The sequence below is a fragment of the Bifidobacterium miconis genome, from assembly GCF_019331735.1.
In the GTDB taxonomy this organism is placed as follows: Bacteria; Actinomycetota; Actinomycetes; order Actinomycetales; family Bifidobacteriaceae; genus Bifidobacterium; species Bifidobacterium miconis.
Genome location: NZ_JAHBBH010000032.1, coordinates 14,745 through 29,659, shown reverse-complemented (window position 1 = coordinate 29,659; position 14,915 = coordinate 14,745). Strand labels below are relative to the sequence as shown.

At 64.8% G+C, this 14,915-nt stretch carries 10 protein-coding genes and 3 tRNA genes; 3 read left to right on the top strand and 10 right to left on the bottom strand.

Annotated features, from left to right (window positions below):
- Positions 1-181: 181 nt before the first annotated feature.
- On the bottom strand, positions 182-1,672 hold the full coding sequence (locus tag KIH79_RS09910; protein WP_338010490.1) for a sugar porter family MFS transporter: 1,491 nt from the start codon (positions 1,670-1,672) through the stop codon (positions 182-184).
- Positions 1,673-2,392: 720 nt separating this feature from the next.
- Positions 2,393-4,255: a methionine--tRNA ligase gene (gene metG / locus KIH79_RS09905; RefSeq protein ID WP_219059224.1), complete on the bottom strand. Its 1,863-nt coding sequence runs from the start codon at positions 4,253-4,255 to the stop codon at positions 2,393-2,395.
- 379 nt (positions 4,256-4,634) lie between these two features.
- Here metG and KIH79_RS09900 point away from each other — a divergent pair, with 379 nt between their 5' ends.
- Together KIH79_RS09900 and KIH79_RS13265 are read left to right on the top strand one after the other, a co-directional pair.
- Complete coding sequence (locus KIH79_RS09900) at positions 4,635-5,291, top strand: hypothetical protein (RefSeq protein WP_219059223.1); 657 nt, start codon at positions 4,635-4,637, stop codon at positions 5,289-5,291.
- A 251-nt stretch (positions 5,292-5,542) separates the two neighbouring features.
- On the top strand, positions 5,543-5,830 hold the full coding sequence (locus KIH79_RS13265; RefSeq protein WP_420829375.1) for a variant leucine-rich repeat-containing protein: 288 nt from the start codon (positions 5,543-5,545) through the stop codon (positions 5,828-5,830).
- A 3-nt stretch (positions 5,831-5,833) separates the two neighbouring features.
- Here KIH79_RS13265 and KIH79_RS09890 read toward each other — a convergent pair whose 3' ends face one another.
- The 6 genes from KIH79_RS09890 to KIH79_RS09865 form a co-directional block, all read right to left on the bottom strand.
- The gene (locus KIH79_RS09890; RefSeq protein ID WP_219059222.1) at positions 5,834-7,162 is read right to left on the bottom strand and encodes a metallophosphoesterase; all 1,329 of its coding nucleotides are present in this window, start codon (positions 7,160-7,162) and stop codon (positions 5,834-5,836) included.
- A gap of 101 nt (positions 7,163-7,263) precedes the next feature.
- Positions 7,264-7,338, bottom strand: a tRNA-Gln gene (locus KIH79_RS09885).
- Between the two features lie 38 nt (positions 7,339-7,376).
- Positions 7,377-7,449: transfer RNA gene (locus KIH79_RS09880), tRNA-Glu, on the bottom strand.
- A 514-nt stretch (positions 7,450-7,963) separates the two neighbouring features.
- A tRNA-Glu gene (locus KIH79_RS09875) sits at positions 7,964-8,036 on the bottom strand.
- A gap of 421 nt (positions 8,037-8,457) precedes the next feature.
- Positions 8,458-10,008, bottom strand: coding sequence for a glutamate--tRNA ligase (gene gltX / locus KIH79_RS09870; protein WP_219059221.1), 1,551 nt, complete (start codon positions 10,006-10,008; stop codon positions 8,458-8,460).
- 414 nt (positions 10,009-10,422) lie between these two features.
- Positions 10,423-11,166, bottom strand: coding sequence for a YesL family protein (locus KIH79_RS09865; protein ID WP_219059220.1), 744 nt, complete (start codon positions 11,164-11,166; stop codon positions 10,423-10,425).
- Between the two features lie 470 nt (positions 11,167-11,636).
- On the opposite strand from KIH79_RS09865, the gene KIH79_RS09860 reads away from it, so the two are divergent.
- Positions 11,637-12,650, top strand: a complete 1,014-nt coding sequence (locus tag KIH79_RS09860; protein ID WP_219059219.1) for a LacI family DNA-binding transcriptional regulator — start codon at positions 11,637-11,639, stop codon at positions 12,648-12,650.
- A gap of 228 nt (positions 12,651-12,878) precedes the next feature.
- Here the strand turns inward: KIH79_RS09860 and KIH79_RS09855 are convergent, their stop codons facing one another.
- Together KIH79_RS09855 and KIH79_RS09850 are read right to left on the bottom strand one after the other, a co-directional pair.
- Positions 12,879-13,814, bottom strand: coding sequence for a carbohydrate ABC transporter permease (locus tag KIH79_RS09855; RefSeq protein WP_219059218.1), 936 nt, complete (start codon positions 13,812-13,814; stop codon positions 12,879-12,881).
- The gene (locus KIH79_RS09850) at positions 13,811-14,764 is read right to left on the bottom strand and encodes a carbohydrate ABC transporter permease (RefSeq protein WP_219059217.1); all 954 of its coding nucleotides are present in this window, start codon (positions 14,762-14,764) and stop codon (positions 13,811-13,813) included. The genes KIH79_RS09855 and KIH79_RS09850 overlap by 4 nt, the downstream gene beginning before the upstream one ends.
- Positions 14,765-14,915: the final 151 nt, after the last annotated feature.

Sequence of the window (14,915 nt, the reverse complement as noted above, 5' to 3'; positions counted from 1 at the left end):
ACGATGCCTCTGCGGGCTTGCGGTCGTTTCGGATGGTGGAAACGGCCGTAAGCCCGCAGACCGTTCGTTGTGGCCGCATACTTACGGCCTGTTTCAGCTCGGGCAACCGCACGCGACGCGAGCACCGAACACAGACGGCACGAGAACCGGACGTGTGCGGCGCACGTAACGTGCGGCACGCTTAGCGGCGGGTCATCTCCTCTTCGATCTCCTCGAGCGACTTGCCCTTGGTCTCGGGCACGAAGCGCATCACGAACGGGATCGACAGCAGCGAGAACACGCCGAAGATCGCGAACGGACCGCCCACGTTGTTGCCGAACGCGGCGAGCAGCATCAGGAAGAATTGCGACACGATGAAGTTGCCCAGCCAGTTCGCGGCCGAACCGAACGAGGAGCCGATGCCGCGCACAGACAGCGGGAAGATCTCGCCGATGAGCACCCACGCGATCGGGCCCCACGAAATCGCGAAGCCGAGGATGTAGAACGCGATCAGGATCATCGTCGGCACGGCGAGCACGGCCACGTCGCCCACGAAGTTCATCACGGCGAGGATCGCGAGCGCGACGGTCATGACGACGGAGCCGAAGATCAGCATCTTCTTGCGCGGGAACTTGTCCATGATCATCGTCGCGACGATCGTGGAGACGAAGTTGACCACACCGATGCCGACCGACACCCAGATCGCGTCGCCTTCGGGGAAGCCGAAGCCCTTGATGAACACCTGCGGCAAGAAGTAGATAACCGAGTTGATGCCGACCAGCTGCTGGAAGAGCATGATGCCGACGGCCGCGACGAGCGCCGGCTTGGCGATGCGGAACAGTTCGCGCACGCCGCCCTTGGTGTCCTGCGCGGCGACTTCCTTGATCTCGTCGAGTTCGAGCTGCACCTGTGCCTGGTCGACATCCTTGCGGATGAGCGTGAGCACCTTGAACGCGTTGCGCTCGTCGCCCTTGTTCACCAGGTAGCGCGGGGATTCGGGCAGCAGCAGGCCGCCGATGAGCAGCAGCGCGGCCGGCACGAGCGCCGAGCCGAGCATCCAGCGCCAGTCGCGGACCCCAAGCAGGTTGTGGTTCAGGAAGCCGAGGTTGGAGGCGTACGCAAGCAGGATGCCGAACGTGATCATGAGCTGGAACAGCGTGGACAGCGATCCGCGGCGCTCCTTCGGCGCGAGTTCGGCGAGGTAGGCCGGGGTGAGCGCGGACGCTGCGCCGACCGCAAGGCCGAGGATGATGCGCGCGGCGACCATCATCAGGAAGCCGGTGGACGTGGCGCACATGCCCGAGCCGATCAGGAAGAGGATCGCGGAGACGATGAGCAGCTTCTTGCGACCGAAGCGGTCGGACAGCGCGCCGATCGACAGCGCACCCGCGCACGAGCCGATGAGTACGGACGACGTGATGAAGCCGGTCTGTGAGACAGTCAGGCCGAAGTCGGCCTCGATGAGCGGCGACGCGCCGGAGATGATGCCGGTGTCGAAGCCGAACAGCATGCCGCCGAGCGCGCCGAACGTGAAGATGAACGCGCTGTTCATCGGGAATCGCGTGGAGAACGCGCGCGATTCCGCCTGTTCGATCGCCGTCGCAGCCGCGTTCGCGCCTTCCGCCACGGTGTCGATCGTGTCCTTGAATTCGGTTGATTCGGTTGATGCCGATGATGCAGTCGTCGTTGCCATGTCCCGTCCTTCCGTCGTCTTTGATTTCGGCCGAAACGAAAAAAGACCTGAGACAACGCAGTGCGCATCATCGTCGCCGATGATGAGCTGCGCCGTCTCAGGTCTTGCCTCGTTCGGAGTAACAACCCTGTTCACTGCGTTTATGTTTGGTGCTTAACAGCATAAGGCCAGTCGGCCCGCGACACTCCGGGGAACAGAAAAATTTTGCAATCGATTACCCGCGGAATACCAACGTTTCTCAAGCATCACTTACGTCAATCGTTTGCCTTGCTTGCCGCACTGTCATAGGGGAACGGCGGCACCGGCGCAAGAGCACGCGCACACAAAAAGAAACCCGGCGGGAGAGAAAACCGCCGGGTGAGAGAGAAGAGAGAAGAAGGGTTTCAGTTATGGGGTCCTACCCGAACCTCGCCACCGGCCGTAACCGTTGACATGAACCATATAACCGCCGGTTTCTGTGAGGAACGATGCGCGTTCCTCACAAAATCCTGAGAACTCTGTGACGGGTTTGTGCGGCCGCGTGCGCCAACCATGTACGCAAATGCAGCGAGGGACACCCGCGAATCACGGATGCCCCTCGCATATGCAAGACATTCCGGCGCGTTGCCGGAGACTTCATGCGATGATCCGGCTACCCCTCAGTCACTGCGTGACAGCTCCCCTGACAAGGGGAGCCAAGAAGTAGCGGCGCAACCCAAGCCCGACGATTGCCGGCGCCCGCTACTTGTCGAGCTCGGCCTTGGCGGCGGCGAGGCGCTTGGCCTCGGCCTCCTTGCGGGCGGCCAGTTCGGCGTCGAAGCGGGCGAGCTCCTCGGCCACGGCCTCCTGCGGGATCTTCGCGAAGATCGGCGAAGGCTTCGCGACCGGCGCGCCGACCACGATCTCCTCGCGCCGCCACGGGTGCACGGTCTTGCCGAACGTGTAGTCGCCCGTGATGATCGGGTACTCGAAGCCCGGCTTGTCGAGATCCTCGACCTCCTCGATGCGCGGCAGCGGAGAGAAGGTGCCGGTGCCGCCGAGCGCCTCCCACACCTTCTGCGCGGAGTGCGGCAGGAACGGCGCGAGCAGGTGGTTCGCGTCGGACACGGCCTGCGCGGCCACGTGCAGCACGGTGCCGAGGCGGGCCGGGTTGTCCTTGATCTTCCACGGTTCGGTGGCGGAGATGTACTTGTTGATGTCGCCGACGACCTTCATGGCCTCGTTCAGCGCGCCCTTCTGGCGATGGTGCTCGATCAGGCCGCCGACGGTCGCGAACGCGGCGTTCGTCTCGTCGAGCAGTGCACGGTCCTCGTCGGTCAGCGACGCCTCGTCGATGGCCGGGATCTCGCCGAAGTTCTTGTTGATGAGGTTCGCGACGCGGTTGACTAGGTTGCCCCAGCTGGAGGCGAGCTCCTCGTTGTTGTGGCGCACGAACTCGGCCCACGTGAAGTCGGAGTCGGAGGATTCCGGACCAGCCACGGAGATGTAGTAGCGCACCGCGTCCACGGGGTAGCGGGCGAGGATGTCCTTGACATAGATGACGATGCCGCGCGAGGAGGAGAACTTCTTGCCTTCCATCGTCATGAACTCGGAGGCCACGACCTGCTCGGGCATGTTGAGCGGGCCGTATTCGCCGGTCTCGCCGCCCTTGGAGCCCTGGCCGTTGTAGCCAAGCATCTCGGACGGCCAGATCTGGGAGTGGAACGTGATGTTGTCCTTGCCCATGAAGTAGTAGGCCGGCGACGCCGGGTCGTTCCACCACGCGCGCCACGCCTCCGGGTCGCCCTTGCGGCGGGCCCATTCGATCGAGGCCGACAGGTAGCCGATCACCGCGTCGAACCACACGTACAGCTTCTTGTTCGGGTTGTCGATCCAGCCCGCTACCGGGACCGGAATGCCCCAGTCGATGTCGCGCGTGATGGCGCGCGGCTTGACTTCCTTGAACAGGCCGATGGAGAAGTTGATGACGTTCGTGCGCCAGCCCGTGCGGGTCTTGAGCCACGCGAGGTTCGCGTCGGCGAGCGCCGGCAGGTCGAGGAAGTAGTGTTCGGTCTCCTCGAAGCGCGGGGTTTCGCCGTTGATCTTGGAGACGGGGTTGATGAGCTCGTCCGGGTCGAGCTCGTTGCCGCAGGCGTCGCACTGGTCGCCGCGCGCGCCCTCGGCGTGGCAGATCGGGCACTCGCCCTCGATGTAGCGGTCGGGCAGGGTGCGGCCGGTGGACGGCGAGATCGCGACCTTCTGCGTGCCCTTGTAGATGTAGCCGTTCTTGAGGCACTGCTTGAACAGCTCCTGCACCACGTGCTCGTGGTTGCCGGTGGTGGTGCGCGTGAACAGGTCGTAGCTCAGGCCGAGGTCGCACAGATCCTTGGCGATCACGCGGTTGTAGCGGTTGGCGAGCTCCTGCGCGGTCACGCCTTCCTTTTCGGCTTCGACGAGGATCGGGGTGCCGTGCTCGTCGGTGCCGGACACCATCAGGACGTCGTTGCCCTTCATGCGCTCGTAACGCGCGTAGACGTCGGACGGCACACCGAAGCCGGCGACGTGGCCGATATGACGGGGGCCGTTCGCGTACGGCCATGCAACATTCACCAGAATATGACTCATAGTCCCCGATTATCAGGCTCAGCGGGGACAGGGGGCGGCATTCCTCCGCCCCGGCTCCCGCGCCCGCCTCGACGCTCCCCCGACCCGACGCGTGCGTGCGCCCCGACATCGGACACCGTCGCCGACGCGCCCGGACCAATCGCGGCGAAGTCATCGCGACACGCCCGGGCGACCATGCCGCGCGACGTCACCGCGAACACCGGTCACACGTGTCAACGCCATTGTCGCACCCGATGCAAGACGCGGCACCCCAACGCTCACGCAACTTATCCACCAAGTTATCCACAGCATTATCATCGTCGTTCGTTTTCATCCACATATCCACATTTTTCGCTGCACCGACGGCGCGAACAACGCGACCCCCGCTAGCGTCGGAACCATGAACGCACTCAACGAACGAGACCGGCGCAACGCACGCGCCTCCAGCAAACTGTCCGCGGCACTGCCGCTGTCGATGCTGCCGCAGGACAAGCCGCCGACCGCCAAACCGCTGCTCGGCAGCAAGGAACTGCCGGGACCGCTCAGCCTGGCCACGCTGTCCGGCTACGGCATGATGACGCGGCTCGACGAAACGAACGGGTACCAAATGGACCACGCCAGCACCCTGTTCGGCCGCGCGTCGATCGCGGCCCGTCTCGCGCCGCGCAACACGACCGTCTGCGCGCTCACCGCCGCATGGGTGTGGATCGGCGGACGCTTCCCCGACACCGTGGACGTCATCTCGCGCTCGCACTACCGATCGACCGTGCACGACCGCCGCATCCGCGTATTCAACCGCAAAAGCCCGCAGGAACAGATCATGCGCGTCGGCGACGCGCACGTCACCACGCCGGCGCGCACGGCCTGCGACCTTGTTCTGCTGCCGGAATATCAGGAATATCAAGGCAAAGGCGACGCCGTGGATCAGCTGGTCATCGATCTCATGCTCGAATATCGCGTCAGCGCGGAGGACTGCCTGCAGATTCTCGAGCGCAACCCGTTCTGGCCGCACGCCTCGTTCGGCCGGGACCTGTTCACCGCGTGGAGCCGTGGATGACGCGCGGGACGGACGCGGGACGCACGTCGGGAGATGCGTTCGGCGGCGCACACGGCGGTACGTGCAGCAACGCGTTCGACGGCACACCCAGCGACGCGTACGCCAACGCGAGAGACGGACGGATCGAACCCCGGCGGATTCCGGCGGATCGTCCCGCCGCGTCGCACACGAACGACGGACAACGGGGATTCGCCGCCGCGCTGCGCACACTGTTGCGACGACGATCGGTTCCCGACCGCAATCCGGCCACGCTGCGCCTGCCCGCAGACCGATGCGGCACGGGACATGCGCGCCACGCAATGCGTTCGCATCAGCCGCCCGTCGCGGAACCGCCCGCCCCGCCGATCGTGCTCACGCCGCTGCTCGCGTGCGATCCGGCGACCGATCCGGACATCCTCTGGCATATCGCGCGCGAGGCGCCCGAACTGCGCCGCTGGCTCGTCGCCAATCCGAACGCCGACGCCGCCCTGCTCGAATACGTGGCGCAGGCCGGCGGGCCGGGCGTCAACGTCGCGCTCACCGTACTGCTGGAGGGGTGACGGTCATGCGAACAGCCCGCGAAGCGTGTCCCACAGTGTTTTCTTCTTGAGCAGGTCCATGCCTTCGCGGTCCGATTTGACCGAGGCGATGTCGTACGAATACGCCTTGCCGGAGCTGGGTTTGCCCACCAGCTCGCCGTATTCGAGCAGCTGCGTGCGCGGCCGGTACGGATGCCGGATGTCGAATTCGAACAGTCGCGCCGCGCGCTTCTCCGCCGCGGGCCCATACGAGTCGAATCCGCAGGTCGGGGTCGCGACGAGCATCAGCCCGTCCACCGTGCCGACGAATCCGTTGCGATGGTCGTGCCCCGCGGCCACGCCGAAATAGCCGCCCGAATCGACGAGCATCACGAACTCGCCGCTGTCGTAGTCCGGGCAGCTGATCCCCTCCCCCAGGTAGCTGCCGGGCTGCGTTTTCGTCTCGTCGAGCACGTAGTAGCGCGATTCCCATGCGCGGTAGCCCTGCATCGCGCCGGCCGCGTTCGCCTCGACCGGCTTGAGCAGGTCGTAGTACTGCGGCAGCGGCATGTGCTGGAACACCAGCGATTTCACGCCGATGCGCGACGGCAGCGACCTGAGGAAGCCGAGCGTGCGCGCCGACGGTTTGCCGTAGCCGCCTTCGGCCGAATAGTCGCCGGAATTGGCGACGACGATGCCGAGCACCGTGCGCGTGCGGTCCGCGTCCATGACCGGCAGCGCGAACGTGCCGGTTTCGCACGGGTACACGAGTTGGTCGGGAAGCCCGGACTGCGGGACCGTGCGCGGATGCGGTTCGGCCGTGTCGCCGGGGGCGTCGGCTGCGCCGGGCCTGCCGGACGGCTCAGACAGCTCGGACGGCTCGGACGCGGCAGCCGTTTCCGGCGGCGGGTTCAGACAGCCGGGGAACTCGCGGTAGATCGCGTCGAGTTCGTGCGTGTCGAGCCCGCACTGGAAGTCGTGATTGCCGTAGGTGACGGCGAACGGCACGCCGCGTTTGGCGAGCGGTTCGACGAACGTGGCGATCATGCCGCGCACGAGATCGCGCGTATGGTCGAGATTGCCCGGCTTGGCCGGCGTCCAGTGACGTTTGCGGAACGTGTCGGCGAAGGCCGGATCGTAGCCGGCGATCTGGTTGCCGGTGAAGATGACGAGATCGGGCCGGGCCGCGTCCACGGCGGCTTCGATGAGTTTGATGGTGTCCTTGTTGACTTTCGGACCGTCCTGGATGTCCGCGAGCTGCAGGACGCGGAATTTGCCGGAATTATGGAATTGCAGGCGCCCCAGTCGCGCCGACACCGATACGGGCCGCCCTGCGCCGCGCGGCCGCTCGTCGTTCTGATTCAGTTCCGTCATGTCCTCAAGCGTAGCCCACGTTGGTATGGCGTTTGCTGAAGTGTCGCGGGCGGTTTGTCACAGGCGAAAAACAAAAACCCTCGCGCGAGGCGAGGGCTTATTGGCTGGGATGCCTGGACTCGAACCAAGAATGGCTGAACCAGAATCAGCTGTGTTGCCAATTACACCACATCCCAATTTGGCTGGCGTACCAACTCCGAGGAGTTAGTCGTCGTACCCCCAACCGGATTTGAACCGGTGTTGGCGCCGTGAGAGGGCGTAGTCCTAGACCGCTAGACGATGGGGGCTTGAGTTATTCGCTGTGCGGCGAACCGCGCAACGAGTGATAAATATACGCGACCATGCCACATCATGCAAATCACGGCGTGTCGCGCTATTTTCCAACGGTTTGCGGCATTCATCATCGCCATTTAACCCTAAACCCCAATGCCTCGCCATTCGAGCCCCACCTCGAATCCTCGGGTCGGAACCCACACTCCAGACGCTTCCCTGAATATGCCGGCGAATATTCCGGTTAGCGTGGCATCGACCCCAGCACATCCGGAGTACTGGCTGCAATGTCACGCCACAGCGCCGATTTGCGTGACATCAACCCCAGTTTGACCGGCCCGCTCTCGGCAATGTCACGCGGCATCACAAGAATCACTCGCAAACAACGGCCCCACCACGCGAAGGCACGACCATTCTTTTCTTTACTTAACTCCCGACAGGTCTAAAACACCATGTTTGGTTCCTATAGCCCGGATCGGGGGAAACATAACAAAAGGCCCCGAGCGGATGCCCGGGGCCTTTGGCGAATCGTACCCCCAACCGGATTTGAACCGGTGTTGGCGCCGTGAGAGGGCGTAGTCCTAGACCGCTAGACGATGGGGGCTTGAGTTATGTCGTTGAGCGGAGAAGCGCAACGAATGATCAATATACGGGAACACCTCAACAACGTCAACCACGGCGTGTCACATAGTGATTCCTCGGTTGACAGAACGACATTCAGCGTTATTTCGACCGAGAGAATGCGGATGTTCGGTCAGCGGCGACATAATGCATCAAACCTCCAATACGACAATGAGCGTCTGCCCACAGAGGAGCAGACGCTCAATCATGCACTCACGAAGAACAATGAGGAGGTTCCGAATGAAGGTGCCATCCAGAACCCCCTCATAGGACTCACCGGCTCCAACGGCTCCGGCCAATCACAACCGGCGAATCCCTCCCGCGCGGGAAGTCGGGGGTTTCAAACGCCCGACCCATTCAAAACCCGGCAAATCCCTCCCGCACAGGAGACAATCAACACTCGATCACAGGTGCTCGCGCAGGCCCTTGAGACGGGCGATCGACAGGTCCTTGCCGACGATCTCCATCGACTCGAACAGCGGCGGGGAGACGCGGCGGCCGGACATGGCCACGCGCACCGGGCCGAACGCCAGACGCGGCTTGTAACCGCCGTCCTCCACGAGCGCCTTGTTCAGCGTCTCGTGCAGGTTATCGGTCTTCCAGTCGGCCTCGGCCACGCCCTCGAGCGCGGCGATCGCCAGATCGAGCACGGCCGGCGCGGAATCCTTGAGCGTCTTCTTCGCATCGTCCTCCGGCTCGAGGTACTCGTCGGTCGACAGCAGCGAGCCGACCATGCCGGCGACCTCGCCGAGCAGGCGCACGCGCGGCTGCACGAGCGGCGCGGACGCGGTCAGAATCTCCCGCTCGCGGTCGGTCAGCGCATCCCAAGACGCAGCCGACACGACGCCGTCGCGGTTGAGGTACGGCACGGAGCGACGCAGGAAATCATCAGCCGCGAGCATGCGGATGTGCTCCGCGTTGATCGAGATCGCCTTGTCGAGGTCGAAGCGGGCCGGGTTGGCCTTCACATCGCGCACGTCGAACTTCTCGATCATCTCCTCCATCGAGAACACGTCGCGGTCCGGCGCGATCGACCAGCCGAGCAGGGCGAGGTAGTTGAGCAGGCCCTCGCGGATGAAGCCGGCGTCGCGGTGGTTGAACAGGTTGGACTCCGGGTCGCGCTTGGAGAGCTTCTTGTTGCCCTGGCCCATCACGTACGGCATATGGCCGAACAGCGGGGTGGTCTTGGCGATGCCGAGCTCCTCGAGGTAGCGGTAGAGCACGATCTGGCGCGGGGTGGAGCTGAGCAGGTCCTCGCCGCGCAGCACGACGTTGATCTCCATCATCGCGTCGTCGACCGGGTTGGTGAGCGTGTACAGCGCGTCGCCGTTCGGGCGCACGATCACGTAGTCCGGCACGGAGCCGGCCTTGAACTCGATGCGGCCGCGGATCAGGTCGTCGAACGCGATGTCCTCGTCGGGCATGCGGATGCGCAGCGCGGGCTTGCGGCCCTCGGCGCGGAACGCGGCCTTCTGCTCCTCGGTGAGGTCGCGGTCGTAGCCGTCGTAGCCGAATTCGGCCGGGCGGCCGGCGGCGAGGTTGCGCTCCTTGATCTCCTCCGGCGTGGAGTAGGACTCGTACGCGTAGCCGGCGGCGAGCAGCTTGGCGGCGACGTCCTTGTAGATGTCGGTGCGCTCGGACTGGCGGTACGGGCCGTGCGGGCCGCCGACGTCGATGCCCTCGTCCCAGTCGATGCCGAGCCAGCGCAGGGCGTCGAGGATCTGGTTGTAGCTTTCCTCGGAGTCGCGGGCCGCGTCGGTGTCCTCGATGCGGAAGATCAGCTTGCCGCCGGTGGCGCGGGCTTCGGCCCAGTTGAACAGGGCGGTGCGGACCATGCCGACGTGCGGGGTGCCGGTCGGCGACGGGCAGAAGCGCACGCGCACGTCCTTCGGCAGTTCGGGCTTGGCGTCCTTCGGATTTTCGGTGATTGCGGAAGTGTTGTCAGCTTCAGTCATAATCCCTTATTCTGCCGCGCAAGCGGGACGTGGGCGATTGGCCGCAGGGCCGCAGGCTGGCGGATGCCGTCACGCCGCAATCCGGTCATGGACTTGGCCGTTGGCCTGATTGCGGGCATAGGCTGAACATTGAGGTGCCATTCATCGAGGCCAACGGACGGGTGTGGGCATAGACCGATCTTTTGCGGTCTTGGGCAACGCGTCCGTCACCATAATTTCAGTAGAATCGTCCGACTTGTGGGCATAGACGGTACAGTTACGCCCCCAGATCGCGGGCATGGGCAGGTCATTTGCACGAACGTGGGCATAGACCGGATACGAAGAGAGCCGTTTCAGCCCGTACGTGTACCGTCTATGCCCACGATGGTGTACATCCGTACGATTACACCCACAAACACCGGCAAACACCGGCGATCAGCGCTTCTTGCCGGCCTGTTCTCGGGTGGCGCGGCGTTCCTCGGCGCGACGCTGATCCTCGGCCTTGCGTTCGGCGCGGCGACGCTGACGATCCTCGAGCGGCTCGATCACGTGCACGTCCATGCCGGGCAGGCGGGCGTACGAATACGCGACCATCATCGCGATGAACGCGGGCACGGACAGGCCGAACGCGGCGGCGAGGCCCGGCCACGTGTAGTACGCCCAGACCATCACGAGAAACAGGATCACTGTCATCAGGCTGTTGAGCGGGCGCGCGACGACCATCTGCAGCGACGCCTTGACGATCCAGATCGGCTTTTCGTCGAAATTGGAGCGCAGCACCCACGAGACCATCACGAACAGGCCGTAGAAGATGTTGATCACGAGCAGCGCGCCGGACAGGCCGTAGCCGATCGGGCCGAAATCGTTCCAGTTGGTCAGGTAGTACTCCCAGATGAGCAGCGCCCACAGCGCGAACTGCGGGTAGCCGAACAGGTTCGCGCCCTTGAGTTCGGCCTTCCATGCGCGATGGAAGACGGTCCACGTCTGCTTGACGGTCCACGAACGGTCGGCCACGTCGAGCAGCCACGTGCGGTACGTGGTGTGCAGCGCGGCGATGGACGGGAAGAAGCCGACCACGCCGAGCCCCAGCACCGTGTGCACGATGAACGCGATGTGCGCGACCAGCACCATCATGATGATGCGGCAAATGTATTCGTATCCGACCGCAAAACGGTTCATTCCAGCGGTTCCTTTCCGTCGAACGGCACGACCGGCACCGGGGGAACAACCGCGGGCATTGCGGTCGGCACGTGCAGGTCACAGCGTATGGTTGCCTTAACACATCCTATTACATGCGGTTCGGCGCACGGAGAACCAGTCCGGGTCGGCCGGTGCGGTCGGCGCGTCCAATACGACCGGCGACCGGCACGTCCGCTCCGGCCTGCTCGCCCGGTACGGCCGGTACGTCCGGCGCTCGGTACGGCCGGGCCCGATACGACCGGAACGGCACCCCGGACGCATGCGATCGCGGGCGATCGGAAGGGCAGGAAACCATGACGCGGGAGACCATAACCGAGACGGGCACAACAACGGGCACAACAACGGGCACGGCGGCAAACACGGCGACAGGCGCAGGAGCCGACCGGCGAGCGGACCGGAAGACCGACGCGTCCACGCCGCCCGCACCGCGTCCCGTGACAATGCACGACGTGGCGAAACGCGCCGGAGTGTCCCTCAAAACCGTCTCCAACGTGGTCAACAACTACGAATTCGTGCGCGATTCGACGCGCGCCAAGGTGCTCGCCGCCATCGACGAACTCGGCTATTCGGTCAACATCGCCGCGAAAAGCCTGCGTCACGGCCGCGGCGACGTCATCGGCGTCTCGCTGCACAATCTGCGGCTGCCGTATTTCGCGGAACTGTCGTCGTGTCTCGCCGAGGAGGCGCTCGCGCTCGGCAAGCGCACGGTGTTCATGCCGTCCGGCTTCAGCCGGTGCAACGAACTCGGCCTGCTGCACGGCCCGTTCTCGTCGCTGATCGGCGGGCTGATCCTCGACCCGCAATATCTGACCGAAGACGACGAATCCAAGCTGCTGCACTGCGGCTATCCGGTGGTGCTGATCGGCGAGGATCTGCGGTTGGACACGATCGACCGCGTCACGACGGACAACGCGGACGGCACGCGGCAGGCGACGGCGAGCCTGATCGCGGCCGGCTGCCGACGCATCGCGATCATCGGCGCGGGCGGCAACAACGTCGCGTCCGAGCCGATGCGGCTGGAAGGCTACCGGCAGGCGCTGCGCGACGCCGGACTGCCGCTCGATCCGGCGCTGGAGATACCGGCCGCGATCTGGTACCAGCCGGCCGGCGAGCAGGCCGTACGGGAGATGCTCCGCGACGGCGTGCGCCCGGACGGCATCGTGTGCATGAACGACCTGCTGGCGATGGGCGCGATGCAGGAGCTGCGTCGGCGTCATCTGATCGTGCCGGACGACGTGCGGATCGTCGGCTACGACGATTCGATCGACTCGCGCTATCTCGCGCCGCCGCTCAGTTCGGTCGACCCCGACCTGCGCACGGTCGCGCGCGAGGCGCTGCGGCTGCTGTGCGCGAGGATCGACGGCACGGTGCCGGCCGGCGCCGACACCGGGGCCGCCAAAGGCGGCGCTGCGGCGCGCGTGGTGGTGCGGCCGCGGTTCGTGGAGCGCGAGTCGAGCCGCTGACCGCGGTGCCGTCCGGGCCGCCGCCGAGCACGCCGGACACGTGACAGATGCAAGCCGGACTCAATACGGCCAGCCGCGCGGCCGACACGTTCCCCGACGCATACGAAAAAGGCCGCCGCCGTGGGAGGAGCCACGGCGACGGCCTGTCGCCCCGCCCTGAACGAGCGGCGGGGACGACGTGGGTTGATTGAGAGGAAAGGAAACAGAACGGGTTGGATTAGGGTTGGTTTACTTCATGCCGGTCATCGCGATGCCTTCGACGAAGCGCTTCTGCACGAAGAAGAACACGATGAGCAGCGGCAGGGCGGAGATCAGCGCGCCGGCCATCACGACGCCGTACGGCGTGACGGACGAGCCGTGGCCGGTCAGCATGGCCAGGCCGGCGGTGATGGTGCGGGTCTCCGGGCGGGAGGTCATGATCAACGGCCAGAGCAGGTCGTTCCAGTTGCCCATGAAGTTGAACATGCCCACGGTCAGGATCGCCGGCACGGCGTTCGGCAGGATGATCTGCGCGAAGATGCGCAGCTCGCCCGCGCCGTCGATGCGCGCCGCGTTGTCGAGGTCCTTCGGGATGGAGATGAAGAACTGGCGCAGCAGGAAGATGCCGCCGACATCGGCCATGCGCGGGATGATGATGCCGAGGTAGCTGTTGATCAGGCCCATGGAGGCGAGCAGCTTGTACACCGGGATGAGCAGGGCCATGCCCGGGATCATCATGGTGGCGATGAGCACGGCGAGCAGGATGCCGCGGCCCTTGAAGTCCACGCGGGACAGGCCGTACGCGGCGAGCGCGTCGAACGTGACGGAGATGAGCGTCACGGCGCCGGCGAACACGACGGTGTTGAGCAGCTCGCGGCCGATCGGCAGGCGGGAGAACAGGTCGGTGTAGTTGCCGAGCGTCCATGCGCTCGGGATGACCTTCGGCGGCCAGGTCTGCGTGACCTCGTTCGGCGTGAACGAGACGATCACGACGATGAGCAGCGGGAAGATCATGAGGAACGTGACGAGGATGAGCGCGATGTAGCTCAGCGTCAGGCTGATGGTGCGCTTGGTGCGCGCCTGGCGGCGCAGGCGCTCGTTCTCGGCGTTGATGCGCGCGTTTTCGCTTTCCTGCGCGGCGGTCAGTTTCACGGAGGTTACGGCGGATGCGGTGGCGGTGCTCATGCGATCTCCTCCTTCTCGTGCTTGTTGTTGGTGTACAGCTGGATGAGGCCGACGACGAGGGTCATCAGCAGCAGGACGTACGACAGCGCGGACGCGTAGCCGAGCTTGCCGTTGCCGAACGCCTCGGTGTAGATGCGGTACACGATGGTTTCGGTGGCGCGGGCCGGGCCGCCGGAGGTCAGGATGAAGACCTGATCGAAGACCTGGAAGGAGCCGATGAGGCCGAAGATGACCACGTAGTTGAAGGTCGGGCGCAGGGCCGGCAGCGTGATGTAGCGGAACTTCTGCCAGGCGCTGGCGCCGTCGAGCGACGCGGCCTCGTACAGTTCGGCGGAGATGCCCTGCAGGCCGGCGAGGAAGATGACCATGAAGTAGCCGAAGTTCTTCCACACGGTGATGAAGACGATGGTGGCCATGGCCGTTTCGCGCGTGCCGAGCAGGTCGAGGTGGGACGGGCCGCCGAGCGCGGAGATCCAGTACGGGATGAGGCCGAGGGACGGGGAGAGGATGAACTGCCATGCGATCGCGGCGACGGTCAGCGAGATGACGAACGGCAGGAACATGCAGGTGCGGAAGAAGCCGACGAACTTGAGGTCCTTGCGGTTGAGCAGCAGTGCGAACGCGAGCGCGACGATCACGACGATCGGGGCGTACAGCACGGCGTACACGAGGGTGTTCTTGACGTCGGTGCGGAAGTCCGCGCTCTTGAACAGGTTGATGTAGTTCTCGAAACCGATGAACTTGGCCGGGCGGCGGGAGTTGGACGTGATGCGGCCATTGGTCAGCGACGTGATGAACGTCTGGACGGCCGGATAGAAGACGAAGATGGCGAGAACGATGAGCGCGGGCGCGGTGAACAGGATGCCGGTGCGCAGGTTGCGCGCCTGGATGGCCTTCTTGTTCTCCTTGGCGACCTCGTGCGCTCCGCTCTGCGAAGTTGCTGTGGTCATTTTGCTCCTCCAAAAGGACACATGATTGCTGGGGAATAGGAACGCTCCCCTTCCCTTTCGGGAATGCGGCGGGAAGGGGAGCGTCGGGATTGCCGATGTCGGCTATGTGATGCGCGGGCTGCGGCCGGTGATCAGCCGGTGTTTCGGATCG